This window comes from Leptolyngbya sp. UWPOB_LEPTO1 (genome assembly GCF_017302695.1).
GTDB classification, from domain to species: Bacteria; Cyanobacteriota; Cyanobacteriia; order Leptolyngbyales; family Leptolyngbyaceae; genus Leptolyngbya; species Leptolyngbya boryana.
The window spans coordinates 169,481-185,776 of record NZ_JAFLCJ010000007.1; the positions used below are offsets into that span (position 1 = coordinate 169,481).

16 protein-coding genes are annotated in these 16,296 nt (G+C 47.7%); 7 read left to right on the forward strand and 9 right to left on the reverse strand.

The genetic code is table 11. From position 1 onward, the window contains the following. Positions 1 to 67 precede the first annotated feature (67 nt). Together J0L70_RS13200 and J0L70_RS13205 are read left to right on the forward strand one after the other, a co-directional pair. Positions 68 to 475 (forward strand): hypothetical protein, encoded by a 408-nt coding sequence (locus tag J0L70_RS13200; RefSeq protein ID WP_026148526.1) that lies wholly within the window; start codon positions 68 to 70, stop codon positions 473 to 475. A 5-nt stretch (positions 476 to 480) separates the two neighbouring features. Next, positions 481 to 1,737 (forward strand): glutamate-5-semialdehyde dehydrogenase, encoded by a 1,257-nt coding sequence (locus J0L70_RS13205; RefSeq protein ID WP_190651640.1) that lies wholly within the window; start codon positions 481 to 483, stop codon positions 1,735 to 1,737. Positions 1,738 to 1,824: 87 nt separating this feature from the next. On the opposite strand, the gene J0L70_RS13210 is transcribed toward J0L70_RS13205, so the two are convergent. Further along, positions 1,825 to 2,043, reverse strand: coding sequence for an addiction module protein (locus J0L70_RS13210; protein ID WP_017287329.1), 219 nt, complete (start codon positions 2,041 to 2,043; stop codon positions 1,825 to 1,827). Between the two features lie 50 nt (positions 2,044 to 2,093). Beyond that, entirely contained in the window at positions 2,094 to 3,416 is a 1,323-nt protein-coding gene (locus J0L70_RS13215; protein ID WP_017287328.1) for a hemolysin family protein, read from the reverse strand. Between the two features lie 142 nt (positions 3,417 to 3,558). On the opposite strand from J0L70_RS13215, the gene mfd reads away from it, so the two are divergent. After that, on the forward strand, positions 3,559 to 7,017 hold the full coding sequence (gene mfd, locus J0L70_RS13220; protein WP_287454925.1) for a transcription-repair coupling factor: 3,459 nt from the start codon (positions 3,559 to 3,561) through the stop codon (positions 7,015 to 7,017). A gap of 201 nt (positions 7,018 to 7,218) precedes the next feature. Next, positions 7,219 to 7,911 (forward strand): PFE-CTERM domain-containing protein, encoded by a 693-nt coding sequence (locus J0L70_RS13225; protein WP_287454927.1) that lies wholly within the window; start codon positions 7,219 to 7,221, stop codon positions 7,909 to 7,911. Positions 7,912 to 8,032: 121 nt separating this feature from the next. Here the strand turns inward: J0L70_RS13225 and J0L70_RS13230 are convergent, their stop codons facing one another. From J0L70_RS13230 to J0L70_RS13240, 3 genes are read right to left on the reverse strand one after another with little or no spacing between them, the layout of a single operon-like run. Then, entirely contained in the window at positions 8,033 to 8,398 is a 366-nt protein-coding gene (locus J0L70_RS13230) for a glyoxalase superfamily protein (RefSeq protein WP_287454929.1), read from the reverse strand. Between the two features lie 30 nt (positions 8,399 to 8,428). Continuing rightward, complete coding sequence (surE, locus tag J0L70_RS13235) at positions 8,429 to 9,106, reverse strand: 5'/3'-nucleotidase SurE (RefSeq protein ID WP_287454931.1); 678 nt, start codon at positions 9,104 to 9,106, stop codon at positions 8,429 to 8,431. After that, on the reverse strand, positions 9,107 to 10,186 hold the full coding sequence (locus tag J0L70_RS13240) for an ATP-dependent 6-phosphofructokinase (RefSeq protein WP_017287322.1): 1,080 nt from the start codon (positions 10,184 to 10,186) through the stop codon (positions 9,107 to 9,109). A gap of 80 nt (positions 10,187 to 10,266) precedes the next feature. On the opposite strand from J0L70_RS13240, the gene era reads away from it, so the two are divergent. From era to J0L70_RS13255, 3 genes are all read left to right on the forward strand, one after another. Beyond that, the gene (era, locus tag J0L70_RS13245; protein ID WP_287454933.1) at positions 10,267 to 11,199 is read left to right on the forward strand and encodes a GTPase Era; all 933 of its coding nucleotides are present in this window, start codon (positions 10,267 to 10,269) and stop codon (positions 11,197 to 11,199) included. Between the two features lie 154 nt (positions 11,200 to 11,353). Next, positions 11,354 to 11,770 carry a XisH family protein gene (locus J0L70_RS13250; protein ID WP_190651626.1) on the forward strand — a complete coding sequence of 139 codons (417 nt, stop codon included), beginning with the start codon at positions 11,354 to 11,356 and terminating at the stop codon, positions 11,768 to 11,770. Beyond that, positions 11,758 to 12,093, forward strand: coding sequence for a XisI protein (locus J0L70_RS13255; RefSeq protein WP_287454935.1), 336 nt, complete (start codon positions 11,758 to 11,760; stop codon positions 12,091 to 12,093). Before J0L70_RS13250 ends, J0L70_RS13255 begins: the two co-directional genes overlap by 13 nt. Before the next feature lie 117 nt (positions 12,094 to 12,210). Here the strand turns inward: J0L70_RS13255 and J0L70_RS13260 are convergent, their stop codons facing one another. From J0L70_RS13260 to J0L70_RS13275, 4 genes are all read right to left on the reverse strand, one after another. Continuing rightward, positions 12,211 to 13,302 carry a beta-galactosidase gene (locus J0L70_RS13260; protein WP_190651623.1) on the reverse strand — a complete coding sequence of 364 codons (1,092 nt, stop codon included), beginning with the start codon at positions 13,300 to 13,302 and terminating at the stop codon, positions 12,211 to 12,213. Between the two features lie 311 nt (positions 13,303 to 13,613). After that, the gene (gene mreD, locus J0L70_RS13265; protein ID WP_017287317.1) at positions 13,614 to 14,174 is read right to left on the reverse strand and encodes a rod shape-determining protein MreD; all 561 of its coding nucleotides are present in this window, start codon (positions 14,172 to 14,174) and stop codon (positions 13,614 to 13,616) included. Beyond that, complete coding sequence (mreC, locus tag J0L70_RS13270) at positions 14,171 to 15,052, reverse strand: rod shape-determining protein MreC (RefSeq protein ID WP_268242032.1); 882 nt, start codon at positions 15,050 to 15,052, stop codon at positions 14,171 to 14,173. The genes mreD and mreC overlap by 4 nt, the downstream gene beginning before the upstream one ends. Before the next feature lie 98 nt (positions 15,053 to 15,150). Next, complete coding sequence (locus J0L70_RS13275) at positions 15,151 to 16,152, reverse strand: rod shape-determining protein (protein WP_017287315.1); 1,002 nt, start codon at positions 16,150 to 16,152, stop codon at positions 15,151 to 15,153. Positions 16,153 to 16,296 lie beyond the last annotated feature (144 nt).

The following is a 16,296-nucleotide window of genomic DNA, read 5'->3' on the forward strand; positions in this document are numbered from 1 at the left end:
GTGCAGTGGAAATTATCCCGCCGCAAAGATACCGATCAACTTGAATTTAAAAAAACTTCTATTACTCGTGCAGACCCAGAAGCACCAAAAGATCGAACTCAGTACGGATTATCCCTGTCCGTGCCGCCGTCGCGGTCGCCTTGTCCCGATCGCGCTAACTGACGCATTTGGCTGTGATCGCTGCCAGCAGATCTTCGTCCTCGAAGAAAACGGCTACGTGATCGAACAGCTCGCGACCAGCTATCCTTACAAGCGATCGTGGCGTTGGACAGGTCACCAGTGGAATATTGTCCAGCCTGGACTTGGAGACAGTTATTTACCCCTAGCACTCGGTATTCTCCTAGTGCTGTTGAGTATTTGGCTACCCGTTGCGCTTCATTCGCCGTCCGGAGCCAGTATTATGTTGTGGGCGATCGTAGCGCTGGTGTTAGCCGTGCTGCCCGCCTTAATGGTTTGGTTAGCCTATCGGCGGTAAGCCCAATGACAACGGATTCTCTGGGAGCATTTGACCCGATTTCAACGCTGCGATCGGCTCATACAACTTCGCTGGCTTTAGCGGCGACAAGTGGTGTGAACCGGAGTCGGGCAGTGCAGGCAATGGCGCAAGCGTTGTGTCGTCGCCAAATGGATATTTTGGAGGCGAATACGCTCGATCTCGAAATTAGTCGAGAGATGGCGATTTCAGACTTGCTGCTGGAATGGCTGAAATTAACTCCGGAGCGGATTCAAAATACAGTGCAAATTCTCAATCGCCTGAGTGAGTTGCCAGATCCGATCGGACGGGTGATGCCTGCCAATTTTCAAGTCGATCGCGCTCAGACCTATTCGCAGTTGATGCCGCTTGGAGTCGTCGCCCTGATTTATGAAGCGTTTCCAGAACTCAGTGCGATCGCGGCTGGATTGTGTATCAAAACAGCAAATTGTCTGGTGCTGCGAGGTGGAAATGAGGCGAGCCACTCGAATAGTGTAATTGCTGAAACGCTGGCACAGGCTTTAGAAGATGAAGGACTCCCGATCGAGAGTGTGCAACTGCTTCCCGGCGAAAGTACGCCGATTCGGGATTTGATTAGTCAAGATCGCTATCTCAATCTGATCATTCCTTACGGAAGACCGAGCTTAGTGCAACAAGTCGTAAGACAGGCAACGGCTCCAGTTTTACGATCGGCAATGGGCAATTGTTATTTATATTGGTCGCCGTCGGGCAGTTTGGATCTGGCGCGATCGATGATCGTCGATAGCCATTTGAGTGAGCCTGATCCGGTCAATGCGATCGAGAAAGTTTTAATTCATCGACAGCAAAATTTTTCGTCTCTCGTGATGCTGTGGGATAGCTTGCGCGAGAAAGGATTTGAGATTCGAGGTGATGTGAATTTAGTCGAACAATTTCCAGGCTTGCGACTAACAGAAGATGTCGAATGGGGACAGGCTTATCTCGATCGTATTGTCAGCTTTAGAATGGTAGATGGCTTGACTAGCGCGATCGATTTGATCAATCACTACAGTAGTGGTCATGCCGATTGTTTAGTCAGCGAATCTTATCAGGAGAGTCGGCAGTTTGCCCTCGGGGTGAATAGTGCTTCGACTTATATCAATACGTCGCCTCGGTTTTATCGCAATCCGAAGCGAGGCGATGCAATCTTTCTCGGCATGTCCAATCAGAAAGGACATCGACGCGGATTGATTGGACTAGAAACCTTAACGACCGTGAAACATATTGTGCAAGGCGTTGGAAGCTAGTGTAAGCCTAATCCAATCTTTCTACTTTCGTACCAAAAATATCCTTGGTCGATATCGTCCTCCGCTTCAGGAGTGAGCGTAATCCTTTTAGCCATGTTTCTCAATAATGCGCCGTTTCACGTCCTCCCACGAACGACCTGTAGAAGGATCGGCTTGATAAGCTGCTTTTCTACGATCCAGTTCGTCTTTCTGCCAATCTGTGAGAGGAATATCTTCTGCTTCTATGCTGTCCCACAGATCTTGCACTAACAAGAGACGTTCAGAAGGACTGAGTTTGAGCAAGTCTGCATGTTCAGTATTAATCATGGGGATCGCTCGATTCAATATCTTTGTTGTACTGCAAAACTTGCGAAACCTCAAGATGTCGTAGTTCCTGGATGTACTTCCCCAACGAGCACCTTATCTACTCGATTTCCATCCATATCCATGACTTCAAAGCGCAGGGTTTCCCACTCAAAATGATCAGCAGCAGTGGGAATTTTTCCTAAATACATCACCACAAACCCGCCTAAAGTCTGATAGCTCCCCCGTTGCTCTCCCGGCAATTCCTGATCTTCAATATGGAGAATTTCCTTGAATTGGTAAATCGGTAACATGCCATCAAGTAACCAAGTTCCATCCTCGCGCTGAATCGCTTGAGGTTCTGCCAACTCTTCAACGGTGGGAATGTCACCGACGATCGCTTGTAGGACATCCGTCAACGTCACTAAGCCCTGAATCACGCCATACTCATCGACTACAAATGCGATTTGAGTTCCGGTTTGCTTAAATAATTCCAACACTTTCAGCGCGCGAGTACTTTCTGGCACAAACACGGGAGGCTGCAGCGAAGTGCGAACATCCAGAGATTGACCATACATTGTTTTAACGAGCAGATCATAGGTCTGGACAATGCCGAGAAGATTGTCGAGTCCACCTTGACAGACCGGAAATCTCGAATGAGCGCTTTCCATCATTTGGCGGCGAATTTCGTCTTCGGAATCTTCTAAATCAATCCAGGTGATTTCTAAACGAGGAGTCATCAGCGAACTGACTCGACGATCGCCCAATCGAAATACCCGTTTCATGATGTCCTCTTCCGCCTGCTCAAACATCCCCGCTTCGGTTCCCTGCTCGATCATGACGCGGATTTCTTCCTCAGTGACGGGCGGATCATCCGAGGGGCGAATTCCCAAAAATCGAACTGCGACATTCGTTGAAGCACTGAGCAGGTAGACGATCGGAGCCGCAGCTTTTGCCATCAGACTCATGGGGACGGCTGCCCAGGATGCAATCTGCTCCGGTGAATTCAGCGCGACTCGTTTGGGAACTAATTCCCCGACAATCAGCGTTAAATACGTCAAAGTCAGAATTGCAATCCCGAAAGAAAGCGGCTGACTATACCCACGTAAAAATGGAATTGAACTGAAAAACGGTTCTAATTGTTTTGTTAATGCCTGTTCCCCAAATGCACCCGATGCAATCCCAATCAACGTGATCCCGACTTGAACGATCGCTAAAAAATTGTTCGGTTCTTCAGCTAAGCGGAGTGCGGCTCTGGCTCGGGTATCACCTTGATTGGCGTTTTGCTGAAGTCGGATTTTGCGAGCCGAGACGATCGCTAACTCGGACATGACAAATAGCCCATTTGCTAGCGTCAGTAACAAAATAATTAGTAAATCTGTAGTGAACGAATTCATCGGGGAATTTGAAAAAGCTTAAATCCGACCGTATTAGTGTATCCCTGAATGGTGAGTTCATTGAGGCGAGAGATCTTCTGCCAACCAGCAGAAACGGGATTCGATACAATGTAAAGACTCATTTCAGCTCCTCTTGTCCGACATGGCTTTTTCTTCGATTATTCGCGCACTGGGTCGATCGCCGCTCACGGCAGAACTCCTGAGCAAACTGAAACAAAATTCGACACTGAATTTGAGTGGTCTTTCTCGTTTGGCGAAAGGAATTGTCGCTTCGACGTTGGCACAGGCAAGCGATCGCACGCTTTTAGTCGTAACTTCGACTTTGGAAGAAGCTGGGCGATGGAGTGTCCAGATGGATGCGATGGGCTGGAATACGGTGCATTTTTATCCCACATCGGAATCTTCGCCGTATGAACCGTTTGACCCGGAAGCGGAGATGACTTGGGGACAGTTGCAGACGCTCGCGGATCTAGTAAAAGCGGGAGAGAAGATTGCGATCGTGGCAACTGAGCGCGCGCTCCAGCCCCATTTACCACCGCCTGCCGCTTTTTTGCCCTATTTTCTGACGTTAGAGAAAGGAAGTAGCCTCAATCTCGCTCAGTTAAGCGATACGTTGGCGAAGTTGGGATATGAGCGATCGAATTTGGTCGAAACCGAAGGGCAGTGGAGCCGTAGAGGCGACATTATTGATGTGTTTCCCGTTGCCGCAGAACTTCCTGTGCGCTTAGAGCTATTTGGCGACGAGTTGGATCAGATTCGGGAGTTTGATCCGTCTACGCAGCGATCGCTCGATCGCGTCACGCAAGTTACCTTCACGCCGACGAGCTTTAGCCCGATTATTCAATCTGCACTCGGAGAAGACGTTCTCGATCTTCTCTCACCTGAAGACCAAGAGCGATTTGTCGAAGGTACACCGATCGAGGGAATTCGCCGCTTTTTAGGCTTGGCATTTGAGCAGCCAGCTTCTTTGCTCGATTATTTACCTGAGAATACGCTGGTGGCACTCGATGAGCCAGACATGGCGCAAGCCCACAGCGATCGCTGGCTGGAACATGTCGAAGAGCATTGGCAAGAAGTTAAGCCGACTGTGCCCAAGATTCATCGATCGTTCGAGGATTCGCTGGTCGAATTGGCGAGGTTCGAGCGGATTAATCTCGCTGAGTTAGCAGAGGTCAACAATGGTCTGAACCTTTCAAGTCGTCCGGTTCCAGCAATTCCCCATCAGTTTGCGCGATTAGCCGAGACATTGAGGGGGGAACGCGATCGTAATTTTGCAATTTGGCTCGTTTCAGCACAGCCTTCTCGCTCGGTTGCTTTGCTTCAAGAACATGACTGTCCAGCGCAGTTCGTTCCGAATCCGAAAGATTATTTAGCGATCGAGAAACTGCAAATTCAACACGTTCCTGTCGCAGTCAAATACTCTGGCTTAGCAGAACTTGAAGGGTTCATTCTCCCAACGTTTCGGTTAGTCGTTGTTACAGATAAAGAATTCTTTGGACAGCAAACGTTAGCAACTCCAACTTATGTTCGCAAACGTCGCCGAGCCGCATCAAAACAAGTCGATCCAAACAAGCTAGAGCAAGGCGATTTTGTCGTTCACAAAAGTCATGGCATCGGGCAATTTATCAAGCTCGAAAGCTTGACGATTAACAATGAAACTCGTGAATATCTCGTTCTGAAGTATGCAGACGGATTGCTAAGAGTCGCTGCGGATCAACTCGGTTCACTCTCGCGTTTTCGAGGCATGGGCGATGCCAAGCCTGAGCTAAACAAGATGTCGAGTAAAGCTTGGGAAAAAACGAAAAGCAAAGTTCGCAAAGCCGTTAAAAAAGTTGCAGTCGATTTGCTACAACTCTATGCACAACGCGCTCAGCAGCAAGGCTTTACTTATCCGGTTGACATGCCTTGGCAGCAAGAGATGGAAGATTCTTTCCCTTACCAGCCCACACCGGATCAGTTAAAAGCAGTTCAAGATGTGAAGCTCGATATGGAAAGCGATCGACCGATGGATCGTTTAGTCTGCGGTGATGTTGGCTTTGGTAAAACTGAAGTTGCAATTCGAGCAATTTTCAAAGCAGTAACGGCTGGAAAGCAAGTTGCGTTACTCGCACCGACGACTATTCTGACTCAGCAGCACTATCACACAATTAAAGAGCGGTTTGCCCCCTATCCGATTCAAGTGGGATTGCTCAATCGATTTCGATCTGCCGAAGAACGCAAAGATATTCAGCGTCGAATGATCACAGGTGAACTTGACATTGTTGTCGGAACCCATCAGCTTCTCGGAAAAGGCGTTGCATTCAAAGATTTAGGCTTACTCGTGGTCGATGAAGAACAACGATTTGGAGTGAATCAGAAAGAGAAGATCAAATCCCTGAAAACGCAAGTTGATGTTCTGACGCTCAGTGCAACTCCAATTCCGAGAACCTTGTATATGGCACTTTCAGGGGTGCGAGAAATGAGTTTAATTACGACTCCACCCCCATCGCGTCGTCCGATTAAAACACATCTCTCTCCTTACGATGGGGAAATGGTGCGATCGGCAATTCGCCAAGAACTCGATCGTGGGGGACAAATCTTTTATGTTGTGCCGCGTGTCGAAGGAATTGAAGAGATTTCAGCGCGCATTCGAGAAATGATTCCGGGTGTGAGAATTGCGATCGCGCATGGGCAGATGCCCGAAGCTGAACTCGAATCAGTGATGCTAACGTTTGGTGCAGGCGAAGCAGATGTTTTACTCTGTACCACGATTATCGAATCTGGGTTAGACATTCCCAGAGTCAATACAATTCTCATCGAGGATGCTCAGAAATTTGGCTTATCGCAGCTTTATCAGCTTCGAGGTCGAGTCGGACGGGCGGGAATTCAAGCTCATGCCTGGTTGTTCTATCCCAAGCAACATCAACTCTCAGACAATGCCAGACAAAGACTTCGAGCCTTGCAAGAATTCACACAGCTTGGATCAGGCTATCAATTAGCCGTTCGAGATATGGAGATTCGAGGAGTCGGTAACTTACTCGGTGCAGAACAATCGGGGCAGATGGATGCGATCGGGTTTGATCTCTACATGGAAATGCTGCAAGAAGCGATTCAAGAGATTCGAGGTCAAGAGATTCCGCAAGTCGATGACACGCAGATTGATCTCAGCCTGACGGCATTTATTCCCGCCGATTACATTCCCGATCTCGATCAGAAAATGTCCGCTTATCGCGCGGTTGCTGCGGCTCAATCCAAAACTGAACTGATGCAAGTTTCAGCCGATTGGATTGATTGGTATGGACAGATTCCACTCGCTGCCCAACAATTGCTAAGAGTGATGGAACTCAAGCAAATTGCGAAAAAGCTTGGTTTCTCACGCATCAAGCCCGAAGGCAAGCAACATGTGATTTTAGAGACTCCAATGGAAGAACCCGCTTGGAATCTGCTGAAAGAGAACTTACCCGATCATTTGCGATCGCGCTTTATCTTCACGGCTGGAAAAGTCACTGTGCGCGGTTTAGGTGCGCTAAGTGCAGATCAACAATTGAGCAATTTGATCGATTGGCTAGGTCGAATGCAAGGAGCGTTGCCTGAGCCTGTGTTGACGGGAGCAAGTAAGTGAGTGTGCGTCGTAACGTTGTACTGCCTTGCATAATTGGGGTGACATCGAAAGTATGGCGCGAATTGCGAGGTGCATTGGAAAAACAAGTCAGTATATCTTCACATTTTCTCTAAATGCAAGAGAATAGATGTAAGCAGAACTGTGGATGGCGCAGGTTAAGAGATCAACAAAATGGTCTTGTTTCCTAACAGGTGTTAGACGATGAACTCATTTTTGAAGTGTACGCTCGTTGCTCAAGCTGGAGCAGCGATAGCGATCGCACTATCGAGTGTTGATATTGCCCCGGCTCATGCGTTAGCAATTGATACCTCGCCCACTGGACTTGCAAATCCGGCTCAAACGATCGACTTTAGTGACCTGGCTGGCGGGGGATCATTTGGTACAACTGCGCTTACTAATCAATATTCCAGCGTGGGAGTCACGTTTTCTAACCTTTATTTTGTGGGGTCTGCGGATTTTGACACTATAAGTTTTGGCGAATTCCCTTACCAAGATTCGGCATCTGCATTCAATATCACTAGTCTTTCCAATGGAATGACAACTGTGAACCCCTTCTCTATCCAGTTCGCATCTCCCCAAACGCAGGCAGCCTTCAAAATCTACAGTAGTACACCTACTGTAACCTTCACAGCCCTACTGAATGGCACACTGATAGAATCGTTCACCTCTAGTAGTGTCACTAATGGACCTCCCGGAGAATACTATGGCTTTACAGGGGTAACATTCGACCAAATCCAGATTGCTGTAGGCGGCTCGGATCTGAGAGCAGCAGGAATTAGCAGTCTTCAAGTCGGAGAGGCTACGCCTGTGCCTTTCGGCTTCACGCCGCTTCCAGGGTTAGCGGTTTCTGGTCTGCTGTGTGGAATCAATCGTTTGCGTAAACGATTTGCTTAGCAATTAGTGCATGAGAAAGCTTTGGAACTAGAATCTAAATCTCCTAGTTCCAAGGCTTTGTCGTTTTGCTTCTTTGCTGTTTGAACTGATGTAAACCACTGCAATGAACTACCAAAACCCGTTAGAACTCATAAAAAGTAATACAAACATCATTGCAATCGAGAATCGTAAAGTCAGTACTTCCCCAAGATTTCTTTTCTAACCTGCCATTGGGATGAATCAGGGTACGATCGCGCTCCACAATCTCCCGATATAGGTCAGCAATGTCCTGCACTTCAACTCTCAAAGTTGTCCATTCCGCGCACTCTGGATCTGGATTCTTTTGTAGAAATAACTCAATGTCATCGCGCGTAATCAAAGCTAATTCAGGTGTTTCGCTATCTTGCCATTGACGCTTGAAGCCTAGCTTCTGCTCATAGAATGCGATCGTCTTTGCAACATCGTCACCTGCTGGAATAAATGGGCAAATCCTTCTCAGCCTTGCCATTTGTATGCCTTGAGTTGTTTTGTACTAATTCTAAATGCTGAGGTAAGTAATCGCAATCTTTCCAGACAAACAAATCTCAACGTCAGAACCGCGATCGCGCTTTCTCGCCCCATATTCGCCGCAGTAATAAAACTCATCGCCCTCAATCCGAAAATCCGTTGGTAAGGGCTGAGTGCAAGGATGACAAAACACCATTTCAGGCTCAGGATCATCAGGTTCAACGTAGGGAAGATTCACATTCCAATAAAATCCCGGCTCATAGGGACGATTTGCGAGATGCTCGACAACTCGGGCTGCCCATCGTGCCGAGCGTTCCCAATCCACCGGAATTCTACCTTTTTTATATTGTGAGATGGCGATTCCAGGCACACGATGAAATGCTGCTTCTCGAATTGCTGCAACCGTTCCTGAAATATAAACATCAACGCCCATGTTACCACCGGAGTTAATACCTGACAGAACTAGCTTAGTATCAGGAAAAAGATAATTTAGCGCAATGCGACTACAATCCGCTGGAGTACCCGCGATCGCATATTCTTGATCAGTTCTTTTCTCAACTCGAATCGGTGCGGTCGTTGTGACTTGATGCCCACAACCGGAATAATGACCACTTGGCGCAACCAAAATTCCAGATCCATTCACCGCTTTCAGTAAAGCTCGAATGCCTGGGGCATCAATGCCATCATCATTTGTCAAAATAACCGTCATTCAATCTCCCAAATAAATTCCTAACCCTCGTGCCGTCCTGACGAGTGTACTATCTGGATCGACCACACAGTACTGCTGAATGGCATCCAAAATCGGTACATCGATCACATTGCGATCGCGCCAAGCCACCATGCGATCAAACTTACCTTGCGCGATCAGATCCACTGCGGCAACTCCAAAGGCAGAAGCCAGTAAGCGATCGAGCGGGGAAGGTGTGCCGCCTCGCTGAGCATGTCCTAGCACCGTCACTCGTGTTTCTGCACCATGACATTCATGGATGACATCGGCAAGATACTGTCCGACTCCTCCATATCGCATCTCTCCAAATGCATGAGTACAGTTGACGGCTTGACCTGCCTCAGTTTTGACTGCTTCCGAAACAATAATCAATGAATAATTTTTACCTTGGGCTTGCCGTTCATCCAATTTGCGACACAAATTGCTAATCGTATAGGGAATTTCAGGAATCAAAATCACATCCGCTCCCCCGGCGATTCCTGCACTAATGGCAATATGTCCGGCATCTCGTCCCATCACTTCTAAAATCATCACGCGCGAATGACTTGCCGCTGTGAAATGTAAGCGATCGAGCGCTTCTGTAGCGATATTCACAGCCGTATCAAATCCAATCGATTGTTCTGTAATATCGACATCGTTATCAATGGTTTTCGGAATGGTGACGAGGTTCATTCCGCCTTGTTGCGCCAGTTTGCGAAGAATTGCCATACTGCCATCGCCCCCGATACCAATGATGGCATCGAGGTTGAGCATACGATAGCCTTCGATAATCTCTTCAGAGCGATCGAGAATTTGCCCATCCGGCATCGGGAAAGCGAAGGGATTGCCTTTGTTCGTCGTTCCTAGCATCGTGCCACCCTGGGTCAAAATGCGATCGACTTTTTCAATCTCCAAAGCCGTAAACTCTGGCGGGCGAGCCATCAGCCCGTTTGTCGCTCGTGAAATTCCAAACACTTTCCAGCCATAGCCCGTCGCTCGATACACCACAGCGCGAATGATCGCATTCAACCCAGCACAGTCTCCACCACTGGTTAAAATTCCAATCCGTTTGACTTCACCCATAAATCCCCTACACTGAATAGGCTGTGTGAGTTTAATACGCCACGTCAGACAGTGTCCCAGATTACAGAATTCATTTAGGAATGTCAGAACATCCAGACATTTTCACGATTCCCACGCCGCCTGAGAACTATCGATCGGGCTTTGTTGGCATTATTGGTCGCCCCAATGTCGGCAAGTCCACGATTATGAACTTTCTCGTGGGTCAAAAGATCGCGATCACCTCTCCCGTTGCCCAGACAACTCGAAATCGGTTACGGGGCATTTTAACCACGCCTGAAGCCCAAATTATCTTTGTGGATACCCCTGGGATTCACAAACCGCATCATCAACTCGGACGAGTCTTAGTCAAAAATGCTCAAAGTGCGATCGACTCAGTGGATGTGGTTCTATTTGTCGTCGATTGCTCTGTTGTCGCAGGAGGAGGCGATCGCTATGTTGCAGAACTTCTAGCCCAGACTGAAACGCCTGTCATTCTGGGTTTGAACAAATCTGATCAGCAATCAGATGTAGAATTCGATCAAACCTACCAAACCTTAGCGGCGGATCGAAACTGGACGATCGCAAAATTTTCAGCCCTGCAAGGCGATGGCATGGAAGAATTGCAGCAGGCAATTATCGAACAGCTTGAACCCGGCCCCTACTACTATCCACCGGATTTAGTCACCGATCAGCCCGAACGTTTCATTATGGGCGAGTTGATTCGAGAACAAATCTTGATGATGACTCGTGAAGAAGTTCCCCATTCGGTTGCGGTTGAAATTGAGAAAGTTGTGGAGGAAGAAAAGATCACGCGAGTCTTTGCTGCCATCAATGTTGAACGTCCTTCACAAAAAGCCATTTTGCTTGGCAAAGGTGGAGGAATGATTAAAGCGATCGGGACTGCTGCCCGCGAGCAAATGCAAAAGCTAGTTGAAGGCAAAATTCACTTAGAGCTATTTGTGAAAGTCATGCCGAAATGGCGACAATCGCGAGTCAAGCTTGCAGAATTTGGCTATCGAGTCGAGGAAGAGTAGTGAACTGCTCAAAGTTGTTAATCGCGACTTTGAGCAGCGCTGCGATAGATTTAGTTTTTGAACGATTAGCAAATCGCTTTGCACTTGTGCGATCGCATCAAAAATACAGCGATCGCACAAAGTATCATAAGTTTGCCGTAATGAGATTCGATCTGTGTCTGCCAAAGATTTTTTTCATGATGCTGTCAAACACGCATTGCAGAAAGAACAATGGACGATCACAGACGATCCTTTGAAGTTCAAATTTGGCAACGTCAACTTTCAAGTTGATTTAGGAGCAGAACAACTGCTTGCCGCAGAGCGATCGGGCGAGAAAATCGCAGTCGAAATCAAAAGCTTTCTTAATCCATCAGCAATTACAGATTTCTACGCTGCATTAGGGCAATTTCTGAGCTATCGCCTTGCCTTAGAATCGATTCATCCTGATCGAACCTTATACCTTGCAGTTCCGTTCGATACCTATCAAACCTTTTTTCAGTACGAATTCACCCAAATTGCGATACAACGCTATCAAGTTCTAATAATTGTGTACGATCCTGCCAATGAGGTGATCATGCAATGGACAAACTAATTCAATACCGCCAGTATGTTCAAACGCTGTTGAGCCAGTACGCCAGCGATGATATTTCAGATGAGCAAGTTGAGGTGCAACTCATTCTTGACGCTGAACGGGATCATTATCAGTGGATGAATGTTGGTTGGCAAGGGTTGAATCGGATCTACCGTTGTGTCATGCACATTGATATCAAGGCTGAAAAAATTTGGATTCAACAGAACCTAACTGATCAGAATCCGGCTGAGGAGCTAATCAAGATGGGCGTACCTAGAGAAGACATTGTTTTAGGATTACAGCCGCCTTACAAACGACCCTATACAGACTATGGTGTCGCCTGAAGAGAGGAAAAGTGCGCTTGGGGAGATAGGAGCAGAAACCATGATTTCAGATCTTCACCCTATCCCCTTATCAGATTTATTGCGGTCAATGACTCGCTCAGAAGCAATTAAGAGATATCACAAACTCAACAATTGCTGCATTGCCAGCCACCACTGATCGCGCCCTTGCTTGCGCTGCCAATACCAATATTCACAGCCCCACAACATCACCGGATCAAAGCCGATTTCTTGAACTCGATCGACAATACTCGTTGCCTGAAGTGGGGATGAACTCGGATACTCAAGCTGCGATACCGGAACTAACTCATTCGCCTCCCAAGGTTCCGCCTGTGCTTCAGCAATCCAGCTCTCTTTCCCCCATCGTCGCAACTGCGATCGCCAATCTTTTAACTTTTTCCAATACGAAGGCTGCGCCTCAAGATATGCCTGACTCGCCCCTTGTGGCACTTTCGTATACACATTAAATCCAATCGCATCGGCTAACCAAAGACTGGCTCGAAAGGCTTGATCGTCTTCTTGTCCCTGTCCATCTGGGAGGGTAATTGCATTCGTTAGTAAAATTTTCTGACCTGCTTGCGCGCGAGATCGTACTAATTTCACTTCTTGTCGAACAAACTTCTCACTCAACGATCGCCCATGCGTAATTTCTAGCGTTGTAAACGGCTCATTCTCAACTTGCCAATACCGAATCGCTGGAGCCGTTTTCGCATGACTGACAACACGATCGAGCATCTTCAACGTCAAATCCGCGATCGCAGGATCTCGATCCAAAACCCTCGCACTCGTCGTATCGTACTTTGCTCGCATCCAATCTGGAAAATGAAACTCAGGATAGCGAGGCGCTTTCATACCGACTGCTAATACGACCTGAATCCCGCGTCGATGGCTCTCATCTAAGAGCCAATCAATCTTACTGAAATCAAACTGATTCGCCTGCGGCTGCAATTCATGCCAATAAGCACACAGCCGCAACCGCTTAAATCCCAAATCGCAAATCGCTTGGAATGTCTCACGATAATCCAATCCCAAATACCAACATTGCAACTGGCTAAACGTCGTCCCTAATTTCATCGATCGAGGTGGAGTAACAAGATCCGGCAGAGAGATCGTTGCCCCTGCACTAGCAGCCATTAAATTGAGAAAACCAAAAGTCGAAAGTGCGGTGAACTGCCTGCGGGTTAAGTTGCGAGAAGCTCGATGAAATATCATGGCTCAAAGTAAGATAACGAACTCAGCACGCTGATCTACTTTTCAAATCATTGCATTCGCAATCGTGCTCACTTTCAACAACAAAGGCAATGCTAGCGGTTACGGGTGAACGATCGCAGAAAATAATGCAAGTAATTTCACAGCAAAAAATCAGTCTAGGTGAGTATATTATGCTACTCAATCTAAGTTGCGCGCGAAATCTTGAGGTCGTTAGTTCAACCCCCTCATTCACGCTTGATCTTCAAAATTTATGTCGATCGCAAATTCAGACTGAGCCATCCCCAGTCTAAAAATCCCAATCTAAAATCGATTTAGCTCTGTTCGTCAATGCCCATCATTTCCCACCACCGATTCAGTGGAAAATAAACGACCGGTGCCCACAAGCTGCTTAAAATTGCAGAACTCAGCGCAATAAATTGGTGATACGTCCAAATGTCAGACAGCGATCGTTCCCCTAAGAAACTAAACTGTAGCGCAGTGATCGTTTCTGAAATCACTGCCATGAGAAAGACAATGAGTGCAACAGAAATAAAGTCTTCTTGCACGTACCGTTGCTTTTGTAATTTTGCAGTCAAAGCTCCCACAATCATCAAGCCGATCGCATGAGTCGGTTCGGGTGCAGTCATGCCATCTTGCAGCAGTCCTAAGATTAAACCTGCCATTGCACCTTGCCAAACCACTCGTTTGACACTCCAAGCGACCACCCAAATTAAGAGCCAATTTGGACTAATTCCTGCCAGTTCCATTCCTGGCAATCGCAGAGGCAAAATCAACAAACATAAAAATACCGATGCGACAGTTACGGCTCCATTCACAAGCGGGCGAGCGCTCGGATAGGTATCGACAAAATTCTCGATCGCACGCAGGCTCATGGCGTAGAACTCGGTAAAGCTTCAGGAGTGGGCGAAACAGTCAAACTAGCATCAGGACTCGGTGAAACAGTGGGATCAGGCGAGGCAGAGGGAGACGGAACCAGATTTGGTTTAGCTGCAGGTTGAGGATCTGCGAGAGCAGGAGAATGCGGATAAATCATTGCCCACTCTAAATAATTAATCGGGGCAGTCAGTTCGATCGTGGCTTCAGGAGCCGGACTTTTGGTGAGATCAACAGATTCAACTCGTCCGATCGGAATTCCCGCCGGAAACAGTTGACTAAACGAAGAAGTCGTCACCACATCATCTTTGCGGACATCTGGAACCTTCTCAAAAAATTCCATAACCGCACGATTTCCTGTTTTCCCGCGCAGATAGCCCATAAATCGACTACGGCTAATCGCAACCCCAACCCGACTAGAAGGATCGCTCAATAACAACACTCGACTCGTACTCGGGCTAACATCAATGATCCGTCCGACCAGTCCGCCCGGACTCATGACCACGGCTCCTTCTTTCACACCATCGTTCGAGCCACGACTCAACGTCACATGCTGCCACCAATGATCCGCACTCCGCCCAATCACTGAGGCTGGAATCCCTTCTGCCTTCTTCGACTTGGCGAATCCCAGCAGTTCTTCCAGCTTTTGATTCTTGCTTTCTAGCTCGATTAAGCGCTGCTGTAACTCACGGGTTTGAGCATTCATCAACCGATCCATCGCCACTGGCTTACTCTGAAATGGGCGAGTTAACCACTGGTAAGTTTCCATCACAAACCCGGCCTGACTCTGACGTATCAAGAGTGCAGTTCCCAATCCAAGAGTAGCAAGAGTGAATGGAATCCCAAATCGATCCCACCAGCGACGCAGTTCGTACATTCAGCGCGTTCTCAATCAGTGAGCAGCCTAACAATACACCTTACCGAAGCAAGATTAAACACAATTTTCACACTTAAGGTCGCCCTATCAGGACAACTTTAGCGAGGCGGACGAGTACTAAACACCCGCTCTAATTGCTTAAAGTTTTCTAACACGCGCCCGGTTCCCAACACAACACAACTGAGAGGATCAGCGGCAACGTGTACGACGATTCCGGTCTCATGACTGATCAGGGTATCAATGCCTTTGAGCAATGCTCCACCACCTGCCAACATAATGCCTCGATCGATAATATCGGCGGCAAGTTCTGGCGGAGTTCTTTCCAACGTCCGTTTCACAGCATCGACAATCACAGACAAAGGCTCTGACATACTTTCACGAATTTCAGGTCCCTTAATCGTCACAGTTCGTGGCAATCCAGACAGCAAATGAAGTCCGCGCACTTCCATCATTTCTTCATCGACTGCACCCGGATATGCCGAGCCGATCTGAATTTTAATTTCTTCCGCCGTCCGTTCCCCAATCACCAGGTTGTGGACTTTTTTCATATATTGCACGATCGCGTCACTGAGTTCGTCCCCTGCAACTCGAACCGACTCGCTCAAAACGGTTCCTTGCAAGCTGAGAACAGCAACTTCCGTTGTCCCACCACCAATATCAATGATCATATTCCCTGTGGGTTCAGCAACCGGCAATCCTGCCCCGATCGCGGCGGCTACTGGTTCATCGATCAAATAAACCTCACGTGCACCTGCCTGAGACGCAGCTTCCATCACCGCACGGCGTTCAACGCCAGTAACACCGCTAGGAATTCCAATCACAATCCGCGGAGAAACTAATGCTTTTCCTTCATGCACGCGCTGAATGAAGTGTTTGAGCATTAACTCAGCCGTATCAAAATCGGCGATTACGCCATCTCGAAGTGGGCGTAATGCCACAACGTTTCCGGGAGTTCGACCTAGCATCCGCTTTGCGTCTTCTCCGACAGCCAAGGGGACTCTGTCAGACTGGTCGATCGCCACGACGGAAGGTTCTGAGAGAACAATACCTTTTCCGGATACGTAGACCAGGGTGTTAGCGGTACCGAGATCGATACCCATGTCCCGCGAGAGGGAGAAGCGATTGAAAAAACCCACTAGATTCTTGCCTCTTTAACTGCAATGAGTACGCTGATCAAATGAAATGGTAAGCAATGATGCTGATCGATAGTGGATTTTATTACAGTTTCACCCCTGAGTCTAGGG